Source organism: Anaerostipes butyraticus, assembly GCF_016586355.1.
Taxonomy (GTDB): domain Bacteria; phylum Bacillota; class Clostridia; order Lachnospirales; family Lachnospiraceae; genus Anaerostipes; species Anaerostipes butyraticus.
Genome location: NZ_BLYI01000069.1, coordinates 1 through 22,614, shown reverse-complemented (window position 1 = coordinate 22,614; position 22,614 = coordinate 1). Strand labels below are relative to the sequence as shown.

Sequence of the window (22,614 nt, the reverse complement as noted above, 5' to 3'; positions counted from 1 at the left end):
GCGGAGCGTTTTTATTTCATAGGAACGAAGTTTTCTATGAAATAAAAATCAGCCGGACAGTCGATCTGTCCGGCTTTCTTTATTTTTTCCCGTATTCATTCAGTAAAATGTCTTCGGCCTCTTTGTTCCAGAAACCTCCATGCCGGTCACAGGCATCCGCCAGTTTTTCAAAAACCGGATCCTCATTTCCAAGCTTTCTGAAATCTTCAATGGCTGTCAGCGGCATATTGATTTGATTATAAACAATCTTTTTCTCTCCTACCATTTTCTTTAAATACAGCGTTGTATCAACGATTGCGTCCAATCCTCCCACATGGGTAATATTCTCTGCCATATTGATCCTGCCGCTTAAAATAAGATCAATGGCTTCCTCCATATCGGACCGAAGTCCGCCGGAAGAACCGATCAGCTTCGTTTTCAAATAATGGCTGCCATAAATATTCATGCCTGCCCGGTATTTTTTATCCGCAGTTGCCGCATAAATATTCATGCATCCATCCATTGCCATGATCCGGTTTCCCAATTCCGCGACATTTTTCGGCGGCGCATAAACAAACACATCATCATAGCCTTTTTCATTGGTGATCGCCAGCAGAACCGGCGCCGGATCCGGAAACATCTCCGGATTAATATAATACAGATCCACACCGCATCGTTCAGCTTCCTGTACCGTAATCAGCTTTCTTGCCCGCTCTATCCTTACGGCATTGGTGTCTGTGATCACAAGACGTTTTGGTTTCTTTTCCATCTGGAGTACATAACGGATCGCCATAACCCCCATAGGACCGCAGCCTCCCAGAATGATCGTGTTGCCCCCTTCCTTAATTCCGGAAATGTGTTCATGAGATCCCGGCATGCTGTGATAATTGGAATGAAAGCTTCCCACAATACTGTACAATGCCTGTGCCATCGCCGGTTCATAAAATGTATCACCGTCATAACGCAGCAGACATCCTTTCTCAATCACATCTCCCGGTATGATACAGTATGTCGCCGCGCCTCCAAAATACTGGTAGGAATATCCTGGAGATTCAATCTGATTGGGCACTTCCGGTACCACAACAAAAGTATCTCCTTCTTTGTACTCATCCTTCCAGCGGCTTCCGACCTTCTCGATCACACCGGAAAACTCATGTCCGATCAGAACCGGTTTTCTTCGTATATTCTTTGGCACTCTCAGATGTCTCTGTGCCAGTGTAATTTCCTTTAACGTCGACATCGCAATCCCATTGCATATTATCTTCAATAATATCTGATCTTCTTCAATCTCAGGGAGTTCAAACTCTTCCAGTCTGATATCTTTTACTCCGTAGAGTCTTACGCCTTTAACTTTTATAACCCGCACCTCCCATTCTGCATTCAACCTGTCCTTTTCATTATAACATAAAAACCTTCGGCACATGTAATCTGTGCCAAAGGTTTTTTATCACTTTATTTCTCCTGATGTTTTAAAGCCGCTTCAATAAATCCTCTGAACAGCGGATGAGCTTTATTCGGTCTTGATTTAAATTCCGGATGAGCCTGTGTTGCTATAAACCATGGATGAGAAGGAATCTCGATCATCTCTACGATTCTTCCATCCGGAGAACATCCGGAAAGCATCATTCCGTTCTCCTGGAGAACATCTCGATACTTGTTATTGACCTCATATCTGTGACGATGTCTCTCATGGATTTCTTTTTCCCCATAAAGCTCTGCTGCCTTAGATCCATCCGCCAGCACACATGGATAAGATCCAAGTCTCAGGGTTCCTCCAAGATCCGTAACTCCATCCTGATCCGGCATAATATGGATCATCGGATGTGTCGTTTCTTCATTAAACTCTTTGCTGTGAGCATCTGCGTATCCCAGTACGTTTCTCGCGAATTCCACGATGGTAAGCTGCATTCCCAGACATAATCCGAGATAAGGAATCTGTTTTTCCCTTGCATACTGGATGGCGCAGATCATTCCTTCGATTCCGCGGTCTCCAAATCCTCCCGGAACGATGATTCCATGGACTCCGCCCAGCATTTCCTCTACATTATAAGAGCTGACTCTCTCAGAATCCACCCAGCGGATTGAAACATCCGCGGAATTAGCAACCCCTGCGTGCTGCAAAGATTCCACAACGCTGATATAAGCATCGTGCAGAGAAACATATTTTCCAACCAGAGCAACCTCTACTTTGTGTTTTGGATGTTTCCAGTTCTCGATCATCTTCTTCCATTCATCCAGATCCGGATCCGGACAGGACATATGCAGACAGGCACATACTTCATGAGCAAGACGCTCTTTTTCCATCATCAGCGGTACTTCATACAAGATCTCTGCATCCAGATTCTGGATAACACGATCTTTCTCCACATTACAGAACTGCGCGATCTTTCTCTTGATTCCGTCATTTAACGGATAATCTGAACGGCAGACCAGAATATCCGGCTGAATTCCCATTCCCTGCAGATCTTTTACACTTGCCTGCGTCGGTTTTGTCTTCAGCTCTCCTGAGCTCTTCAGATAAGGAATCAAAGTTACATGGATCAAAATGCAGTTTTCATGTCCCACTTCATGCTGGAACTGTCTTAATGCCTCTAAAAACGGCTGGCTTTCGATATCTCCTACCGTACCTCCGATCTCGATGATCGCTACTTCCTGACGGCTGGTATCATCGCTGCGGTAAAAACGGCTTTTGATCTCGTTGGTTACATGAGGAATTACCTGAACAGTATTTCCTCCATAATCTCCACGTCTTTCCTTGGACAATATACTCCAGTAAACCTTTCCTGTCGTAACATTTGATTTTTTATTCAGTCCCTCATCAATAAATCTTTCATAATGTCCCAGATCCAGGTCAGTCTCTGCTCCATCGTCTGTTACAAACACCTCTCCGTGCTGGATTGGGTTCATCGTCCCCGGATCGATATTGATATACGGGTCAAACTTCTGGCTTGTTACATAATACCCTCTTGCTTTCAGTAATCGTCCCAGAGAAGCTGCTGTAATTCCCTTTCCAAGTCCGGATACAACTCCACCGGTAACAAATACGTATTTTACTGGCATGATATTTCCTCCTAATATGTGAATCTTTCTCTTATTTTATCCTAACTAAAGTACTATCATAACATATTCTCCCGTGTTTGTCATTGACATTTCTGAATAGTTTTTGTACAAAATTTTTCGGCTGTCATGTCCTGTATCAAAGAAAGCGCCCATACAGCAGCGAAAAAAAGATAGAGGATAAAAGCCTAATGATTGATGATGATTTTTAAGAAATTATCGGGGTATGATTGGCTGAACCGCCAAAAGGAAACCAAGATCTTAAAATAGGGGATTTAAAATTGTGCTGCCGTACAAGCACTTTCTACCTTTAATTTACCATATTTTTATTTAATTGTCAATTATTTCCTTTTACAAAAAGTTTCTTCCGTTTTTATTTCATAGAAACGATGTTTCCTGTGAAATAAAAAAAGAACATCAGAATCCTTTTCTGATGTCTTTTTTTGAATTGTATGATATATGAGGGCGGACGCCCGTACTGCATGGTTTTTATAAAAGACTCTTTGCCCCTTTTCCAATCGTTGTGATGATAAAATAGCAGCTGGTGGCTCCTGCATCCAGAACTCCTCTGGAACGCTCTCCCAGACGGCTTGCTCTTCCGATCCTGGCAACCAGATCTTTCGTAGACTGCCATCCTTTTTCAGCCGCTTCATTCATTGCGTCCAGACATTCTCCAAACCCTTTTCCTTCTTCTTTGGCCTGTACAAAAGCCTCTTTGGCCGGAACCAGCGTGTCAAGAAGAGACTTATCTCCTACCTTTGCAGGACTGATTTCCTGGATTCCTTCCACTGCTCCGGTGATCATCTCACCGAAAACATCGGCATTGATCTCTTCCGCATCTTCACATGCCATAGACATCTCATCAAACAGCATGCCGTAAAGAGGTCCCATGGAACCTCCAATGTCATCCAGCAGGGTTTCTCCAAGAATTGACAGCCCTTCTGACAGATTATAGGTCTGTCCCTTCAGTTTTTCTTCACACATGGTAAATCCTTTGTTCATGTTGATCCCATGATCTCCGTCACCAATTTTTCCATCAATCTCACTTAAGTAATCTCTCTGTTCCTGGATTGTCCGGATCAGCTGTTCTACGATCACGCCTGCATCTGCATTCTTGAAACTTTCCATCTTCTTCACCTCGTACTATTTCGATTATTTGTTTTTTCTCTTGATCTAATCTTATTTTATCACAGCAGTTTTTGAATCCCAATCAGATTTAAGTACAAATATGGCACAAAGAATTGTGCCACATTTCACTTTGCCCCAGTCTTTGCCTAAAACTGTTTCAGGCCTGCAGAATTCACCGGCAGATCCATACATTCTTTTAATTCTTCATCCAGTTTCATGACCGTCAGAGTTACTCCCATCATTTCCAGAGATGTGAAGTAATTGCCCACATAAGACCGGTAAACGCTGATTCCTTTTTCCTCCAGGACTTCTTCTACCCGGTCATATACAATATACTGTTCCATAACCGGTGTCGCGCCCAGACCGGACAGTAAAACAACAACTTCATCTCCTGCTTCAAAAGGTAGATCCGGAAGAATCAGATCCAGCATTTCATCTGCAATTTCCCTGGCTGTCTTTAACGGCTGTACATTGATTCCCGGTTCCCCATGATGGCCAATGCCTACTTCCATCATTCCGTCTTCAATCTGAAAATTAGGATGTCCCACAGCTGGAATCGTGCAGGGTGCTGTCCCGATTCCCACGGACCTGGTATAATCGATGGCTTTCTGTGCTGCGGCAATGACTTCATCCAGATCTGCCCCCATAGCCGCTTTCGCTCCGCCGACTTTCCACATAAGAACTTCCCCTGCCACTCCTCTGCGTTTTTCCAATTCATCTTTTGGAGCTGAGGCGCAGTCATCATTTGCTACTACGGTTTTTACTTCAATCCCCAGTTTTTTTGCCTTGCGGACTGCCATCTTTACATTCATATTATCTCCCGCATAATTTCCATACAGACACGCAACTCCTTTTCCGGAATCTGCTGCCTTGATAGCATCCAGGAATGCTTTTGCCGTCGGAGAAGAAAAAATTTCCCCTACTGCCACTGCATCACACAAATTTTCTCCTATGTATCCGATAAAAGCCGGCTTATGCCCGGAACCGCCGCCCGTTACGATCCCTACTTTTCCTTCCACCGGCGCCTTCTTATACTTTAAAACTCTGTCATTTTCTGTTTTTTCCACCAGATCTTTATGGTTTTTTACAAAACCTTTGAGCATATCTTCCACAACATAATTTGGATCATTTACAATACGATTCATAAGCGGTTCCTCCTATACAGTTTCTGCAATTGCCTTCAGATTCTTCAGTCCTTCTACCGCCAGTTCTTCCCCTGTATCCGCAAATTTTCTCCAGATTGCGCAGTTCCCGCTTAATTCTTCAAAACTTGGGTCAAAAGATTCAATGACCAGAGGACCATCGTACCCGATTTCCTTTAATGCCGTAAAAAATTCCCGAAATGGAACCAGACCGGTTCCCGGAATCCCTCTGTCATTTTCATTGACATGAACATATCCCAGATATTTTTTCCCACAGGTTTTCACTGCTCCGGAAAAGCTTTTTTCTTCCCGTATCATATGAAAACAATCCAGGTGGACCTTCATATTATCTGTTCCGACATCCCTGCAGAATTGTACTGCGTCTTCCGCAATATTCAAAAAGTGGGTTTCAAAGCGGTTCACACATTCCACACAGATATTTACATTTCCTGTTGCTTTTGCATACTCTGCAGATTCCCTCATGCACTCAACGCCATGCTTCCACTCTTCCTGAGTCCTCGGCTTTTTCGTAAGATATCCCCATGCCGCATAATTTACACCGCCTAAAATCGGCGCTCCCAGTTCATTGCAGATATCAATGCATTTTTTCACTGCCCTCACCGCCGCTTTTCGGATATCCGGATCCGGAGAAATCGGATTGGTTTCTTCCGTCAGGGTGGTGGTACATACACAGTCAATCCCCACCCTGTCCAGTTCGTCTTTTACTTCTTTGACAGGGAACCCATATGGATCGGAAATCGCAAAGTCGATCACCTCAAATCCCAGTTCTTTTGCCTTCGGAATGATCCAGAGATCATCCTTTCCATAGTTCTCCGACCAGATGAATGTATCCACTCCAAATTTAAATTTCATGTTCCGGCACCTCCTGTTTCCCACAAAACTGATTTTCATAATATGTCATGCGTTCTACTTTTTCCGTGGACGGACTGTCTTTAAATTCCAGTCCCATCCAGATATCCAGAAGATATAAAGCAAGCTGTGGCGCGATCACCCTTGCTCCCATGCACATTACATTTCCGTTATTGCTCAGAATTGATCTTTCCGCTGAATACGGATCATGACATACAGCTGCCCGGATTCCCGGTACTTTATTGGCTGTCATTGCCATTCCGATTCCTGTACCGCACACAAGAATTCCCCGGTCACAGGTGCCGTCCGTCACCTTTTTACAGGTTTTTACGGCAATATCCGGATAGAGGGCTGTCTCCCCCTGCCCTACGCCGTTATCTATTACCTCATGTCCTTCTTCCAGAAGATGCTGTTTTAATTTTTCTTTCAGATCATATGCCGCTTCGTCACATCCCAATGATAATTTCATACGCTTCTCCTTCTGAATCCTGATCCAGAATCAAAGCAGATTTTTATAAATCCCAGTCTTCCATCTTTGTTCCAAAAGACTTCTTCTGAATCAGATGATATCTAGTATCTCTTCCGGACGATCTACAATGTATGTGCCCCCACTGGCTTCCAGTTCTTCCCTGCCTCGAAATCCCCAGGCAACTCCAACCGTATCCATTCCTGCATTTTTCCCCGTTGCCATATCAGTACTGGAGTCTCCAATATACAGGATTTCTTCCGGTTTCAGTCCCATCATTCCTGCAATTTCCAGCGCAGAAGCCGGATCCGGTTTTTTCGGCACACCTTCTCTTTCTCCAAAAACCGCGGTAAATGGAAGATGGGAGAAAAACTTGTCCACTAAAGCATTTGTGTAGTCCATCCTTTTGTTTGAGTTAACCGCAAAACAAATATGCCTGTCATGCAGCTGTTCCATTAGTTCAGGAATCCCATTATAAGGCACCGTCCTGTTCTTGTATTTTTGATCATATGCCTTCACGAACATATCTAGTCCTTTTTCAATATTTTCTTCCGTTCTCTGGTCTTCCGGAAGGCTTACTTCAATCAGGTTGCGAAAACCATGTCCGATCTTCAGCTTATATTCCTCTTCATCGTGACATGGAAATCCCATGTGTGTCAGAACCTCGTTTACACTGTCTGCCAGATCATATACCGTATTTAACAGCGTTCCATCCAGATCAAAAATAATTCCTTTGTACTTCTTCATAATAGTCTTCCTTTCCGTTTGCTTATCCTTGGGCATCTGTCTTTTTATTATATCTTATCTGATGCCCTTCGCATAGTCCCGGCAGGGCCTTCTGACCCTGCCGTTTCTTCTTTACAGCTCTGTAATCGCAAAGACTACTTTCACTGGTTTATTTTCAAAATTGACCAGCTGATATTTTGTTCCCGCAGGAAGGAAGAATGTATCTTCCGGTTCCATTACAAAACTTTCCTGAGCGTCCGTTAGATTCACGGTTACCGGTCCGTCAACACAATATAATGCTCCGTCTCCCTTGTGACTGTCCGGATCCGAACATCTCGGCCCATATCCGCCTGCCGGCACGATCATCTCTCCAAAATGTCCATAATCATTGCTCGTAATAAAACGCATCAGCATTGGATGTGTAGTTCCATGCACATTATTCAGCTTTTCGAAATCACGCACCGCATAAACAGCTCCGGTCTCTCTTGCTTCTTTCGCATCCACCGGCCAGTGTCCGATATCATCAGTACACCCCTGTCTTGAAATATCTTTAATGGCGCCTCTCATGTCCGGAAGATTGTCATTGTTCGGTCCTTTGTAGAACTTTGTCTCTTCCTCTGTTGGAATCACCGCCGGCGGAATAGATTCACTCCATGCCTTTGGAGTGATAAAATATAAAATTCTTGCTTTCTGATCTGAGAAATTATGGCAGCAGTGCCATGCTCCTTCCGGCATAAACAGTCCTTCTCCCGTTTCCAGATATGCAAACTGTCCATTGCCGCTTCTTTGTACAACCGGTCCGTTTAGGATATAATACGACTCATCCCCTGGATGGATATCAAGCGGCGCAAACACACCTCCCGGTCCTAATTCATAAATTCCAAGCATAAACGTATCTGTCGTAATCATTGTAAATGTATTGTCCGATGTAAATGCGTTATCCGGCGGATATAAAGCAGTAGAATAATCCTGTTTCCGGATCAGCATCGGTTTTTTTTCATCTGGTTCAAAAGGGAAATGTCCCATAATTTCCATTAATTTTGCCATTTTTTCTCTCCTGTCTTTTATCTGCTGGTAAAATCCCAGCTGTCTTTCAGTTATTCTTTTTCAGGCGCCTTTGTCACAAGAACAATAAGAGCCGCAGATACAACTCCCGCAATCAGCAGGGTTACAAAGAATGGAAGCACCTTGTTCATCGCAAAGACAACAAACACTCCTCCATGCGGTGCCCGGATCGTAATTCCCCACAAATAGGAAATGACTGCTCCCACTGCAGAACCTGCCATGAAACATGGGATATATTTCAGATTCTTTGCTGCATAAGGGATCGCAAATTCTGTGATCATGCAAAGAGCTCCTGCAAAAAATCCCGGTATATTGGCTCTGTCTTCTTTGGTAAATTTTTTCGGCGCGGCCAGCATTGCCAGAGCCAGAGCCAGCGGCGGCGCACAGCTTGCCACAAAGTTCGCAGCCATAGGCGCATAGTTTCCGGTTTCCATACAGGCCAGGGCAAACGCATAGGCAACTTTATTGCACGGTCCTCCCATATCAAAGGCAAGCATACATCCTTGTATAATACCCAGGAGTACCAGATTTCCTGTCCCCAGGTTATTTAACATATTCGTCAGAGCCTGTGTCAGAGCTCCCAGAGGTGTTCCAATCACATAATGCATGATCAGACCGATGCCTGCACATCCGATGACCGGTACCAGCAGGGTCGGAAGCAGGGATTTCAATGAATTAGGAAGTGGAATCTTTTTCAGCAGATTTACCAGATAGCCTGCTATGATTCCTGCTACCAGGGCTCCAAGAAATCCTGACTTATATCCGATCCCCCAGGGGTCATTTGCAATCCATCCGCCGAACATTCCGACGCAGATTCCTGGTTTATCGGCGATGGAATATGCTACATAAGCTCCCAGCACAGGAACCATCAGATTATCCAGACCGATTTCCCCAATCCAGAAGATCGTAGATGCAAATGTCGTTCCAGGGTCTACTTCATTTGGAATATTATATCCGCCCAGCAAAAATCCCAGAGCTACCAGAATTCCTCCAGCTACGACAAATGGCAGCATATAGGATACACCGGTCAAAAACGCTTCTTTGATATCATCAATCACATCTCTCATTTGTTACCCATCCTTTCATAAATATTTTCTGTTTTCCTCTTTTTTGAATTTGCTATTTTCCCTGAAAAATAATCTCAGGGTTCTTGATTACCTCGTGCGGTTTTGTATGAAGGATCTTGTCCTCGTACCCTTTAAATCTTTCAGCCTTTGTGATTCCTACATCGTTTGCAAAGACGATCAGGTCAGCTTCCTTAATATCCCTGCTTCTCAGCTTGTCTTCAATCCCAAGCGCACCTTGTTTTTCAACCTTACAGTCGTATCCTTTTTCTTTGCAGATTTTCATAATCGCCTCTGCTGCCATATAGGTATGCGCAATTCCTGTAGCACATGATGTAATTGCAATTACCTTCATGGATTTCACCTCCCTGCTTTCTGTATATTTCCGGATTCCTAAGATAATTCTTTGATTCCCCGGATCAGTTCCTCATAATTTTCCGCCTTTCCCAGAAGTTCAAGAAACTGATCATGCGCCAGCATTCCTGCCAGTGCTGCCAGCACTCTTAAATGGTAATTATTATCTTGATTGTCAGATATTGCCAGTACAAAGATGAATTTTACCTCGCCGGATTCTCCGGCTGACTCATAAATAAAAGGTTTTCTGCATCTTACAAATCCAACGCCCGGTTTCAGGACTTCACTGCATTTTCCATGAGGAATTGCAACATAATTTCCCATATATGTAGGTCCCAGGCTTTCTCTGTACTCTAACGCTTCTTTATAGGCTTTTGCATCTGATACAAAACCTGCCTCTTCAAATCTGCGGGTCATTGTATCAAACATATCTTCCTTATCTTTAAAAGGCTCACAATCAAGGATTACCATTTCCGGGAGCAGCACTTCCGCTAAATTTACATCTCCCATGAAATGCCTCCTTTATCCTGTTTTATTTTCCATTCCTAAATGCTGAAATAACATCTTTTGCATAATCTTTCATAAACTCATAGGCCGCTTCCTGTAATTCATGGTATGCGATCGTTCCTTTGGTCTCTTCTACTTTATCCGCCACAAACTTTGTTGCCGCCTTTGCCATATACGAATAATAATTGATTTTTGAGCATCCGGCAGAAATCGCTGTCTGCACTTGATCAAATGCGACTCCGGAAGCTCCATGCATTACAATACGGCAGCTGTCCGGAATTTCTTTTCGAAGAGCTTTTACTCTGTCAATATCCAGTACCGGAGGTTCTGCGTAAATTCCATGCATGGTTCCGAAACATACAGCCAGTGCATCGCATCCGGTCTCTTCCGCAAACTTTTTAGCTTCATCCGGTTTTGTAAAGAACTCTTTGATGTCTTCATTTGTAAGGACTCTGCTTTCCGGGTCTTCCTCTCCATGGGTATCCTCTGCTGTAGATGCCATAACCCCGAGTTCTGCTTCTACCGTGATTCCTGCAGCATGAGCAAACTGTACGAACTTTTTCACTTTTTCGACATTTTCCTCAAAAGGAAGCGCGCTGCAGTCATACATAATAGATGGGAATCCGATTTTTACAGCTCGCATAAGGAATTCATAATCACTGCCATGATCCAGATGAACGCATACCGGAACTCTTGCTTCTCTTGCATATTTCAGCATAACCGGTCCGATTCTCTCGATTGGAATCAGAGAATCATGCACCTGTGCATGGTCAATGATAATTGGTGTGTTCAGTTCCTCTGCCGCTCCAATCACTGCACGGACTGTTTCTTCGTTTGGTGTGTTAATACATGGGATCGCATATCCTTCTGATTCTGCAGTTTCCAAGATTTTTTTCAAATTTACCAGCATTTCTTTTCCCTCCTAAATTATTTGTCGTATTCATTACGCTGCGTCATCCAATTTCCTTCATCAGGAAATCATAAATCGTTTCAGGATCTTTTGCTTCAATCATTTTGTTGATCATATCTTTATGGTCAATCAGGCTGTACAGAAATTTAAACAGCATCAGAATTTCATTGGACTGCTCATAATTGATGGCGAGAAAGAACACAAGTTTCACTTTGGAATTTTCTGACCATCGGACAGGATACTTCATTCTAAGAATCGCTATGCCGCTTTTCTTTACACTTTCCTTGTAAATATGAACCATGGCAATCTGGCTTCCTATTGTTGTCGGACGTTTTTCTTCCAGATCATAAACTTTTCCTGTTACATCCTGTTCCAGACATCCCTGCTCCATCAGCAGTCTGCTGGCTTCCTGTATCGCCTCTTTCTTTGTATTAACTGACACATCTGTCATGATCAGTTCTTTTTGAAAGGTATGACGTATGGTGTCTATGACTTTCTGGTTTTGTCTCTGTTTCTCATATTTATCAATGCAATTTCTGATCTTATTCAGATCCATCGGACTGACATGCTTTGTAATTTCAATTTCATTTTCCCGTTTCTGTTTCAGGGGCACCGTTGATATTACAATCTTCCCTTTTGCCCTGTCAGGATCATATTGATAAATATGAAGCATTTTTACAATTTCCAGATTATCAATTTCATTTTCAATTTTCATTGCGTCATATGCTGTTGTATACGGATCTGTGGCTGTAACAAAAATACCCTGCCTGCTGCCGTAACTTATGACTGCTGTCTGATGAATCAGCAGTGTGATCCATGCAATCTCATCCTGCGTCAATACAAATCCCAGTTCTTCTTCCAGCCTTGCCGCATATGCAAGACATACCGCATAAATACTGTGAAGCTGCTGCTGGACATCTTTATGGAGATCGTCCCATTCTGCCAGCATATAATCCCGTTTGATTTTTATTGTTTGTAAAAAAACAGCAATTTGTTTTTCCAGTTCCCTCAGGCGAATGGCGTTTTCTTTCTGTATGGCCTTCAGGACAATAAAGATATAATCTTCCGCTAAATCCATCAGCTTTTCATCCTGCACCTTTCCCGCCGGATCACAGGTCTTGGCAACAAACAATTTGGCTGCCAGAAATCTGTATTCCAGATCCATTTCTGTCTCCATCGGAAACATTTTATCCAGGATCCCTTTTGCGGCTTCGAGATAAGATTTCTCCAGTTCTGTCATTTTACGGTCCGCAGTATTGGTAATTTTTTTCCCTTCCTCAATCCTGCTTTTAGACATCAGCAGATATTCTGTCAGTCGGCAGAAAGAAATATCAATTAAAATGATACCAAGCTTTTTTTCACTCTGCGCCAGATATTCCTGCACCATCATAATGTCGTTTTTTGAATAATATTGTGAAAAAAATGTATACGCTCTCTTGCTGATCCGATAATCAAGTTTCGCTGGAAGATCTTCAATGTAGGCGTGTTTCCAGTATTTTGCATTTCTTATATCAATCAGTGCCTGACGAAAATCGAATTCATGACCCAGGATTTCAATCCCACGGTTTCTTCGTTTTATCAGTTTTAAGTGAAACTGTTTCAGATATTCCTTTATCTCATTTAAATCTTTTTGAATCACTTGTCTGCTGACACATAATTCTTCTGAAAACAATCCGATCGTATAATTTGCCGGGAAATTAAACAGAATGTCCAGAATGTAATTTTTTCGATAAACGAAAGATTCCGGATTGCTGTTTGCATAAGAATCCAGTTCTTCTACAATTTTTTCCCTTTCTTTATCCGACGCCACCATGCAGATTCCTTTTCTTGGGACACGAAGCAGTCTGGCTCCGTATTCTTCGATCTGTTCTGCAATATCCCCCAGAGAATGCTTGATGCTGCTGACCGATATGTTTGTCATCTCTGAAAGTTCTTCTATGGAATAAAATCCATACATATCCACCATTGCGCGAATTACTTTTTCTTGCAGGTTATTCATGACAGGCCTCCTCAATGAATAAAAACCAAAAGCAGTTGTATGTTTTAACTACTTTATGGTTCTATTATAACGATTGATTGTTACATTTGTACATATGTCATAAAATCGGATTTTGTACTGATATTGATACAATTAGTGCAAAATAATTCATTGCAAAAACAGAACATCCGTATAAATGTCACCATCAAATAGTGACATTTGCTGATGTCACCATTGAATGATGTCATGATTTAATGTCACTATTTAATGGGGACATTACCCTCGTATCAATTCCTTGTTTCCTGCCATGTTTGAACCTATAATATAACTAAAGAAACAAAGAACAAATCTTTTAAAAGGAGGACGCGAAACATGAAAAACGCAGTACAAAGATTCGGAAAGTTCTTAAGTGCTATGGTCATGCCTAACATCGGCGCATTCATCGCATGGGGACTGATCACCGCATTATTTATCGCAGACGGCTGGATTCCAAATGAACAGCTTGCTTCCATTCAGCCTTACATGCTCTATTTCCTCTTACCAGCTCTGATCGCCTTCACCGGCGGAAAAATGGTTGGAGGAGACCGCGGCGGAGTTATGGGTGCCATCGCCGTTATGGGATGTATCGCCGGAAGTACCACAATATCCGATGCAGGTATCTTAGGTACACCAATGTTAATGGGTGCCATGGTTATGGGACCATTCGCCGGATGGGTTATCAAGAAATTCGACAAATTTATGGAAACCCGTATGCCGGCCGGATTCGAGATGCTGATCAACAACTTTTCCGTTGGTATTCTCGGTATGGTCGTTGCAATCATCGGTTACTACTTAGTCGGACCAGTTATGAGCGCTATCCTGGCAGTATTAACAGCAGGTGTAAACGTACTGATCAACGCAAACTTACTTCCACTGGCAGCTATCTTTATCGAGCCGGCGAAGGTATTGTTCCTGAACAACGCGATCAACCATGGTATTTTCACACCGATCGCAATTGAACAGGCAGCAGAAGCCGGAAAATCCATCATGTATATGTTAGAGCCTAACCCGGGTCCTGGTCTTGGTGTTCTGCTTGCATACTGGATCTTCTGTAAAGACAAAACAACAAAAGATTCCGCACCTGGAGCTATCATCATTCACTTATTCGGTGGTATTCATGAAATTTACTTCCCATATGTATTGATGAATCCATTGGTAATCGTTGCTCCGATCGCAGGTAACATTTGTGCAATCTTATGGTTCTCAATCACAGGATGTGGTCTTGTAGGTCCTGCTTCCCCAGGTTCTATCATCACTTACCTGTCCATGTCACCGCGAAGTCAGATTCTGCTTACATTAATTGGTGTCGTGATCGCAGCCGGAGTATCCTTCCTGATTGCATCACCGATCATTAAGATGTCAAACGGCAAGAGTCTGGAAGAAGCACAGGGCGACATGGCAGCCGCAAAAGCAGAAGCAAAAGGCACAGCAGCTGTTCCTGCAGCAAACGGAGAGCCTAAGAAAGCTGACGAAGTTAAGAAGATCATCTTCGCCTGTGACGCAGGTATGGGATCATCCGCAATGGGTGCTACAAAATTCCGTAACCGTATCAAGGAACTTCGTCCTGACATTACAGTAGCAAATACTTCTGTAGATAACATTCCGGCTGACTGTGATATCGCAGTTGTACAGGAAATCTTAGTCGATCGTGCCGTAAAAGCAGCACCTCAGGCTCAGATGGTAACCATCGGAAACTTCCTTGCAGATCCGAAATTAGACCAGTTATATAATCAGGTAACATCTGTTGGCGCACAGGCTCCTGCAGCAGAAGCGGAAGCAGCACCGGCCGCAGAAGCAGAAACCTCCGCTGTCAATGAAAAAATCCTGGTAGAAGAAGGTATTAAAATCGGACTGAAATCCGTACCAATGAATGACGCAATCACCGCAGCAGGTAAACTTTTGAACGAATTAGGATATGTAGATGAAGAATACATACCTGCAATGATCAAACGTAATGAAGAAGCTTCTGTTTACATGGGAATGGGAATCGCGATTCCTCATGGAACAGTTGATGCCAAGAACAGAGTAAAGAAGAGCGGCATCGTTATTCTCCAGTATCCGGAAGGTGTAGAATTCGATGGAGAGAAAGCTGAATTAGTCATCGGTATCGCCGGAGTAGGTGATGAACATCTGGCAATCTTAGGACGAATCACAGAAGTTCTTGATGATGCTGAACAGTTAGAAATGATGAAGACAACGAAGAACATCGACGAAATTATGAGTTTATTCCGCTAAAAAGTAAACATCAGATAGAGGGTGCATCGGATCAGATGCGGTGTACCCTTTATCGAAACAGGTAAAAATAAATAAGAACAGACGTTTTTTGTCAAAGGAGGAGCAAAATGAAAAAAGCAATTCAGTTTGGAGCTGGAAATATCGGACGCGGATTTATTGGAGGACTGCTCTCCAACGCAGGATATCATGTAGTATTTGCAGACGTAAACATGACAATCATTGACCGGATCAATGCAGACAAGAAATATACCATCTATGTAAAAGACGTGGAAAGCAGTGAACAGATCATTACAGATATCAGCGGAGTGGATTCCACAAAGCCAGAAGTTATCGGGGAAATCAAGGATGCTGAAATCATTACTACCGCTGTTGGGCTGCGTGTTCTTCCAATTATTGCGCCAGCCGTTGCAGACGGAATCAAAGCAAGAATGAAAGATGGTTCAGAAAAATATCTCAATATCATTGCCTGTGAAAATGCAATCCGCGGCAGTTCCCAGTTAAAAGAGGCTGTTTACAGTCACTTCACAGATGAAGAAAAAGCTTATGCTGACCAGTATGTCGGCTTCCCAGACTGTTCCGTTGACCGTATCGTTCCTCCTGTTCGTCTTGACAATCCAATCGATGTCGTTGTAGAGAATTACTATGAGTGGAATGTCGAAGAGGCTTCTTTTAAAGGAGAAGTTCCTAAGATCGACGGCATGAACCTGGCTGATAACCTGATGGCATATATTGAACGTAAATTATTTACATTGAACACAGGACACTGCATCGCTGCATATCTTGGATACTACAAAGGATATAAGACAATTGATGAGAGCATCAAAGATGAAGAAATCTTTACCATCGTGAAGAAAGCAATGCAGCAGAGCGGAATGGCTCTGGTTAAAAAATATGGTTTCGACAAGGAGGCTCATTTTAAATACATTGACAAGATCATCAATCGTTTCAAAAATCCATATCTTGAAGATGATCCTGCTCGTGTAGGAAGAGAACCTCTCCGTAAACTGAGCGCAGCGGATCGTCTTGCGAAGCCGGTAACAACTGCTTTGAAATATAACCTTCCGGTAGACGCATTGCTGACAGGTATGGCTGCCGCATTGAAATATGATAACCCGGATGATCCGCAGAGCGCAGAACTGCAGGATAAGATCAAAAATCTTGGGGTAAAAAACGCATTAAAAGAAATTTCCGGAATTGAAAATGAAAGCATCCTGGATCAGGTTGCAGAGATTTATACAAATATCCTCTAAAAAGATTATAAATAATATTTATTTATACATTAATGATACACTTACTTCATTTAGCGTTGTTAACGGCAAAGACTGACAGACAAAAATCTGTCAGTCTTTTGCCGTTATCCTATTTGAATCTCTCCTTATTGTATCTCCCTGATACGTTCGATGATACTCTTTTTTTTATCAATGATATGATAGAAAATCACTGGTACCAGAGCGCATATCATCAAAATAATTGCTGCCATTCCTAATATCCATATCCACGGTATCTCAAACGGTATCTGATTGCTGTTCATTTTCTCATAGATCACATAGGTGATGCCAATCCCCGCGGCAGCTGTAATCAGCCATGAAAACAGCCCGTACAAGATTCCTTCTCTTACCAGCATTCCTCTCATCTGTCGTTTTGTCATACCGATTCCTTCCAGGAGCGCCAGCTCCGACTGCCGGCTGGAAATATTTCCTGATACGGTATTGATATAATTCATAATACCGATCCACGCAATGATCACGGTCAGGCCAATTCCTACTCCCATCATATTTCCCTGCGCTCTCCGCGCTTCTTTCAAATCCTCTATCTTTGAAGTATAGGAAAAATCTTTTCGTCCAGGAGTTTCCTGGATTTTCTGCAGAACTTTTTGTTCTGTTTCCTGATCATAAGGTTCTTTATAGCTGATATTCATTCTAAACACAAGAGCTCCTGCCATCTCTTTCATATAATCCTGACTGATCAGAATCACCAGTCCTTTTCCGGAACCTGCCCCATAATATTCTTCAGAAACCAAATCTCCGATTGTTATCTTTTCTTCCGGCGATCCCTGCCTGTCTTCCCAGAAAGTCAGTGTTTTCCCCAAAAATGTACTTTCTGGAAGACTCATTGCTCCATCATACAGCAGGCAGGTTTTTCCTTCTCTAAAATCTTTCCATTCTGTTTTAAGGTTTTCATTTTCTTTCAGATAATCAAATTCCTGACGGCTGATACCATAACAAAAAGAATCAAATCGTTCCGGATGCTCCTTATATTCATTCCGCTCTTTTTCACCAAAAGGCTCCTCCTGCCATTTTTCATAAAATTTTTTCAGCCACGTTTCCGTGATCTCACCGCTCCACGGTACAACGATTTCTGCTCTCTTCAGAGAAGAAACTCTTTCTACTCCAGATAATTTCCGGACAGAATCAATGAACTTTGCATCCATGATCTGCTTCCAGTCGGATTTTTCTTCCTTCAGCAGGGTATCATTCTGAACGATCAGATCTTCATTCATATAATTGGTATAAACAGTTCTGGCCCCATGGCTTTGAATCAGTGTTGTAAGACATAAAAATATACTCAGACTGGCTGCAAGAGACAGGATGACAACGGCCGATTTTTTCTTATTTTTCCCGATCTGCTCCAGAGCCATTTTCCATAAAACCGGTCCTCTTCTTATTTTATGCCGTCTCCGGTTTTCTGAACTGCCGCGGTAACACATGGCATCCACCGGAGATACGGATCCTGCAGTTTTTATGGCATTCTGGTTTCCCATAAAAATCGTCGCCGCTGCAACTCCCACTGCCAGGACGAACACTGCCGGATGAAAGACCACGTGAATATCATCCTGATGGATTCCAAGGGCTGTAACAATAAATGGAATCAATCGAAAAGAAACCACGATTCCCAGGCTCATTCCCACTGCGATTCCGGCTGCGCCCAGCAGTGCCATCTGACGTCTTAGAAATTTTCTGATCTGCCAGTTTGTCATTCCTATGGTCTCCAGAAGGCCATAATATCTGATATTGGCTGATACTGACAGACTAAGAATATTGTAAATCAAAAGATAGGCGCTCAGACAGATCGCCGCTGCCAGTCCGGCCGCGCCTGTCATTACTTCCATCCAGCTGCTCATTTCCTGACTAAATTCAAAATACTGCTGTTCTCCCAGATTCAGCCGTGTCATGATTTCCTGCCGCTCATTTTCTCTTAAATCTTTCTCATCAAAATTCAGATACATGATCCCGGATCTGGTCTGGTCCAGTGTATAGCCGGAATGCTCAAAAAATTTTTTTGAAACAAAAAACACCTGCCGGTCACCATATCCATCCCAGATACCGGATATCGTAAAATTTTTTGTATGCGATCCGTTGTGATCAGTATAAGTCATTTCAAAAGAATCCCCCACCCCCAGATGTTCCATTCCACAGTCTTTTAATGACTTTCTGGTAGCCATCAGTTCGTTTTCCTTCTGCGGATATCTTCCCTGGACCATGTCCCTGGCCGGCGCCATCTGCTTCTTCCAAAATACTTCATCACACCAGATCAGTCCACTGTGAAGAGTACTATCTTTTTTCGTTTTTTCCGGATACCCGCTGTACGCCTGCAGCCCTACTGCCGTGATGTTCTTTCTTTCTCTGCACCATTCCAGCTGTTTCTTTGTAACTCCGCCGACCAGCACGGCGTCAAATTGAGCTCCTTTCTGACGGATATTTTGTATTTTTTCCATTTCCATATAAGTACTGCCTACTGTCAGAACTGTAAAAATCAGAAAAACAGAAAGTATCACTGCTGTTAAAAGCATTCGGTTTTTTGCTTTATTGCGTTTTAAAGACCGTACCGCCATCTTCCACAAGATCCTGTTATTGTATTTCTTCACAGCCGTCACCCCCTCACGATTTTCCCGTCCTTCATATGAACGATCCGGTCTGCCATCTGTGCAATATCCTGGTCATGGGTAATGACAACCAGTGTCTGCTGAAAACGCTTTGCCATTGTCCGAAGCAGACCTATAACATCGTGACTTGTTCCTGTGTCCAGATTTCCAGTTGGTTCATCTGCCAGAACCAGAAGAGGCTTTATGGCTAATGCCCTGGCAATTGCAGCTCTTTGCTGCTGTCCTCCGGAAAGAGTATTTGGCATTGCTTCCTTCTTATCTAAAAGCTGCAGGCTGTCCAGCAGTTCGTCAACCAGTTCCTCATCAACAGCCGCTCCGTCCAATTCTATCGGAAGTATGATATTTTCATATACATTCAGATCTGGTACCAGATTATAACTCTGAAAAATGAATCCTACATTTCTTCTCCGAAAAACTGCCAGTTTTTCCCTGCTGATTCCTGCCAGGTTTTTCCCTCCCACGAAAACATCCCCTTCTGTAGGGATATCCAGTCCGCCAATCATATAAAGAAGCGTACTCTTACCGCTCCCTGACTTTCCAATAATAGAAACAAATTCTCCATCTTCCGCCTGAAAATCTACGCCGTCTAAAGCTTTTATTATATAATTTCCCTGCTTGTAATATTTTTTCAAATTTCTTGTTTTCACCATCCACTGTTTCATTTACTTTTCCCTCCTTCTATATTACAAGCATAACGGACAACTATCACAAAACAGTCTCTTTTACGTTTTATCACAATTTTGTTATAATTCTTTCCGCGGCAGATAAATCTGAAATTCTGCGCCTTTTCCCGGTTCTGAATGCACCTCGATATATCCATTCTGCACTGTGATAATCTTTCTTGTCAGATACAGGCCGATTCCGATCCCTTCTTTTTGTGAAACTTCCGGCTCCCGATAAAACCGCTGAAATATTTCTGCCTGCCGGCTTTGCTCAATTCCTTTTCCTGTATCCCGAATGCTGATTTTCGTGTAGATTTCCTGTTCTTTTGCCGAAATGTTGATTTCACCGCCCGGCTCTGTATATTTCACTGCATTGTCCAGCAGATTAAATACCGCCTCTTCCGTCCACTTACGGTCATGGCACAATAGCAGCGTTTCTGCACAATCCACATAAATCATAATTTTTTTCTTTTCTGCCTTTGGCACAATGGCTGCCACAGCCCTGACCAGAGTTTCATAAAAAGGCTGTAGTTCCATATGAAGAGTTAGAACCCCTGTTTCCAATCGGGACATTTTTACCAGACTTTCCATCAAAAATTCCAGTTTTTCTTCCTGAAGCTGAATTTTCCGGAGAAACTGTCTTCTCTCTTCTTCTGTCAGATCTTCTCGGGTAAGGATTTCCAGATACAGTTTCATATTGGCTGACGGTGTTCTGGTCTGATGGGAAATATCAGAAATCAGTTCTTTCATTTGCTTTTTTTCTTCTATATTTTTCTGATTCTGTTTCTTCCATATATAATCCAATTTTTTCAGTTTGTCATAAGTCCTTCCCCACATAGATTCCTCTGATTCATCCATCCGCCGCATTTCTTTTCCTGCAATCATTTGATCCAGACATTCATCTAAATATGTTCCAAAATCATAAATATCCTGTTTCATCCGGAGATATTTTATACCGAGAGCCGCAGCCCCTGTGAAAAGGACTGCGATTATCACTATTTCAGCCATTGGTACCCCATTCCGTATACATTGGAAATATACTTATGTTCCTCATCTTCTATCTTTTTTCTCAAACGATTAATGTTAACTGCAAGAGCATGTTTATCTACAAACTGCCCGTTGCTGTCCCACAGACGATCCAGAAGCAGGGAATATGTAAGCAGCTGACCTCTGTTCTCTATCAGGATGCGAAGCAGTTTGAATTCTGTGGGCGTTACCATACAATCTTCTTCCTGTTTTGTTACCTTCATCTGTCGAAAGTCTACAGATAAAAAGCCATCATAAAAGCCTTCGGTTTCCCGTTTCTGATTCCGTTTCAAGATCACATCAATCTTTTTGGTCAGCACCCGCAGAGAAAATGGTTTTATGATATAATCTTCTGCTCCTGATTCGTATCCTTTTAGTGCATCTTCTTCTAAATCCCTTGCCGTAATAAACAAAATGGGAATTCCCTCCTTTTCTCTGATTTGCCGGCAGAAAGAAAATCCGTCTCCATCCGGCAATCCCACATCAAGAAGAATCAGATCCGGTCTGCTGTTTATATACATGGCTGCCGCAGTTTTTAAGATATAAGCCTGTATCGGTTCATATCCTGCTTTTCTTATATGAAACGCGATCCCGTTATTTAATTCTTTGTCGTCTTCCACGATCATTATTTTTCTCACATGGTACCTCCATATATACTTATGAAATTTCTGCCTTATATCATTATACCGAAAAATAAAAAAAGCAGAAATAATTGTCACAGGATTGTGATAATTATTTCTGTCTGAAGTTTATTGATGAATATTCACCTGAATGAAATTTCTTATTCATAAACCAGGAAAGAAGCCTGCAAAGCGGGATTCTCCGCCTGCGGCAGGGCCATGAGCAGCATCTTCCGTTCCTATGAAATAAAAAAAGGACCTGCTTCTGCAAGTCCTTTCAGCGTGGGCGAGAAGATTCGAACTCCCGGCCTTCTGGTCCGTAGCCAGACGCTCTATCCAGCTGAGCTACGCCCACATATCAAATTATAACTGCTGTCATACCCGACAACATTAGATATATTACCACATTCTGTCCGTGGTGTCAATACCTAAAATGCCGCAGACCGGAATCGAACCGGTACTCGATTTAACTCGAACGGGATTTTAAGTCCCGCGCGTCTGCCAGTTCCGCCACTGCGGCATATGCCAAAATAAATTCTGACATATAAATGGGACCAACAGGGCTCGAACCTGTGACCCTCTGCTTGTAAGGCAGATGCTCTCCCAGCTGAGCTATGATCCCATGAAAAATATACTATGAAAATAGTAAAACGACCCGGATGGGAATCGAACCCACGACCTCCGCCGTGACAGGGCGGCGCTCTAACCGGCTGAGCCACCGGGCCAGATATTTTATTTTGGTTGTCACAATGGACCCTCGGGGACTCGAACCCCGGACCGATCGGTTATGAGCCGATTGCTCTAACCAACTGAGCTAAAGGTCCCCGTTAAGCCGTTGACCGGACTTGAACCGGTAACCTGCTGATTACAAATCAGCTGCTCTGCCAATTGAGCCACAACGGC

19 protein-coding genes and 6 tRNA genes are annotated in these 22,614 nt (G+C 42.9%); 2 read left to right on the top strand and 23 right to left on the bottom strand.

The window, feature by feature from the left end:
• Positions 1-79 precede the first annotated feature (79 nt).
• The 13 genes from JMF81_RS14965 to JMF81_RS14905 form a co-directional block, all read right to left on the bottom strand.
• Positions 80-1,336, bottom strand: a complete 1,257-nt coding sequence (locus JMF81_RS14965; RefSeq protein WP_201312243.1) for an alcohol dehydrogenase catalytic domain-containing protein — start codon at positions 1,334-1,336, stop codon at positions 80-82.
• Positions 1,337-1,431: 95 nt separating this feature from the next.
• On the bottom strand, positions 1,432-3,039 hold the full coding sequence (locus JMF81_RS14960; protein WP_201312231.1) for a CTP synthase: 1,608 nt from the start codon (positions 3,037-3,039) through the stop codon (positions 1,432-1,434).
• A gap of 486 nt (positions 3,040-3,525) precedes the next feature.
• Positions 3,526-4,164, bottom strand: coding sequence for a dihydroxyacetone kinase subunit DhaL (gene dhaL / locus JMF81_RS14955; protein ID WP_201312230.1), 639 nt, complete (start codon positions 4,162-4,164; stop codon positions 3,526-3,528).
• Between the two features lie 146 nt (positions 4,165-4,310).
• Positions 4,311-5,309 (bottom strand): dihydroxyacetone kinase subunit DhaK, encoded by a 999-nt coding sequence (locus JMF81_RS14950; protein ID WP_201312229.1) that lies wholly within the window; start codon positions 5,307-5,309, stop codon positions 4,311-4,313.
• A 12-nt stretch (positions 5,310-5,321) separates the two neighbouring features.
• On the bottom strand, positions 5,322-6,179 hold the full coding sequence (locus tag JMF81_RS14945) for a sugar phosphate isomerase/epimerase family protein (protein ID WP_201312228.1): 858 nt from the start codon (positions 6,177-6,179) through the stop codon (positions 5,322-5,324).
• Entirely contained in the window at positions 6,169-6,645 is a 477-nt protein-coding gene (gene rpiB / locus JMF81_RS14940; protein ID WP_201312227.1) for a ribose 5-phosphate isomerase B, read from the bottom strand. The genes JMF81_RS14945 and rpiB overlap by 11 nt, the downstream gene beginning before the upstream one ends.
• A 90-nt stretch (positions 6,646-6,735) precedes the next feature.
• On the bottom strand, positions 6,736-7,389 hold the full coding sequence (locus tag JMF81_RS14935) for an HAD family hydrolase (protein ID WP_201312226.1): 654 nt from the start codon (positions 7,387-7,389) through the stop codon (positions 6,736-6,738).
• A gap of 111 nt (positions 7,390-7,500) precedes the next feature.
• Positions 7,501-8,415, bottom strand: coding sequence for a cupin domain-containing protein (locus tag JMF81_RS14930; RefSeq protein WP_201312225.1), 915 nt, complete (start codon positions 8,413-8,415; stop codon positions 7,501-7,503).
• Positions 8,416-8,465: 50 nt separating this feature from the next.
• Entirely contained in the window at positions 8,466-9,500 is a 1,035-nt protein-coding gene (locus JMF81_RS14925) for a PTS fructose transporter subunit IIC (RefSeq protein ID WP_201312224.1), read from the bottom strand.
• Positions 9,501-9,552: 52 nt separating this feature from the next.
• Complete coding sequence (locus tag JMF81_RS14920) at positions 9,553-9,852, bottom strand: PTS fructose transporter subunit IIB (protein WP_201312223.1); 300 nt, start codon at positions 9,850-9,852, stop codon at positions 9,553-9,555.
• Positions 9,853-9,890: 38 nt separating this feature from the next.
• Positions 9,891-10,361 carry a PTS sugar transporter subunit IIA gene (locus JMF81_RS14915; RefSeq protein WP_201312222.1) on the bottom strand — a complete coding sequence of 157 codons (471 nt, stop codon included), beginning with the start codon at positions 10,359-10,361 and terminating at the stop codon, positions 9,891-9,893.
• Between the two features lie 22 nt (positions 10,362-10,383).
• A complete protein-coding gene (locus JMF81_RS14910) occupies positions 10,384-11,268 on the bottom strand; it encodes a class II fructose-bisphosphate aldolase (protein WP_201312221.1) in 885 nt (294 codons plus the stop codon).
• A gap of 43 nt (positions 11,269-11,311) precedes the next feature.
• Complete coding sequence (locus JMF81_RS14905; protein WP_201312220.1) at positions 11,312-13,267, bottom strand: BglG family transcription antiterminator; 1,956 nt, start codon at positions 13,265-13,267, stop codon at positions 11,312-11,314.
• Positions 13,268-13,618: 351 nt separating this feature from the next.
• On the opposite strand from JMF81_RS14905, the gene JMF81_RS14900 reads away from it, so the two are divergent.
• Both JMF81_RS14900 and JMF81_RS14895 read left to right on the top strand, forming a co-directional pair.
• A complete protein-coding gene (locus tag JMF81_RS14900; RefSeq protein WP_201312219.1) occupies positions 13,619-15,520 on the top strand; it encodes a PTS mannitol transporter subunit IICBA in 1,902 nt (633 codons plus the stop codon).
• Between the two features lie 107 nt (positions 15,521-15,627).
• The gene (locus JMF81_RS14895; protein WP_201312218.1) at positions 15,628-16,770 is read left to right on the top strand and encodes a mannitol-1-phosphate 5-dehydrogenase; all 1,143 of its coding nucleotides are present in this window, start codon (positions 15,628-15,630) and stop codon (positions 16,768-16,770) included.
• 125 nt (positions 16,771-16,895) lie between these two features.
• Here JMF81_RS14895 and JMF81_RS14890 read toward each other — a convergent pair whose 3' ends face one another.
• The 10 genes from JMF81_RS14890 to JMF81_RS14845 all read right to left on the bottom strand — a co-directional run bounded on the left by JMF81_RS14890 (position 16,896) and on the right by JMF81_RS14845 (position 22,614).
• On the bottom strand, positions 16,896-19,385 hold the full coding sequence (locus JMF81_RS14890) for an ABC transporter permease (RefSeq protein WP_201312217.1): 2,490 nt from the start codon (positions 19,383-19,385) through the stop codon (positions 16,896-16,898).
• Between the two features lie 5 nt (positions 19,386-19,390).
• Complete coding sequence (locus JMF81_RS14885) at positions 19,391-20,065, bottom strand: ABC transporter ATP-binding protein (protein WP_201312216.1); 675 nt, start codon at positions 20,063-20,065, stop codon at positions 19,391-19,393.
• A gap of 81 nt (positions 20,066-20,146) precedes the next feature.
• Complete coding sequence (locus JMF81_RS14880; protein ID WP_201312215.1) at positions 20,147-21,073, bottom strand: sensor histidine kinase; 927 nt, start codon at positions 21,071-21,073, stop codon at positions 20,147-20,149.
• The gene (locus JMF81_RS14875; RefSeq protein WP_201312214.1) at positions 21,061-21,729 is read right to left on the bottom strand and encodes a response regulator transcription factor; all 669 of its coding nucleotides are present in this window, start codon (positions 21,727-21,729) and stop codon (positions 21,061-21,063) included. Before JMF81_RS14875 ends, JMF81_RS14880 begins: the two co-directional genes overlap by 13 nt.
• 263 nt (positions 21,730-21,992) lie before the next feature.
• Positions 21,993-22,066 (bottom strand) — tRNA-Arg (locus JMF81_RS14870).
• Between the two features lie 79 nt (positions 22,067-22,145).
• Positions 22,146-22,231: transfer RNA gene (locus JMF81_RS14865), tRNA-Leu, on the bottom strand.
• 29 nt (positions 22,232-22,260) lie between these two features.
• Positions 22,261-22,333, bottom strand: a tRNA-Val gene (locus tag JMF81_RS14860).
• Between the two features lie 29 nt (positions 22,334-22,362).
• Positions 22,363-22,436, bottom strand: a tRNA-Asp gene (locus JMF81_RS14855).
• Between the two features lie 25 nt (positions 22,437-22,461).
• Positions 22,462-22,535, bottom strand: a tRNA-Ile gene (locus JMF81_RS14850).
• Between the two features lie 6 nt (positions 22,536-22,541).
• Positions 22,542-22,614, bottom strand: a tRNA-Thr gene (locus JMF81_RS14845).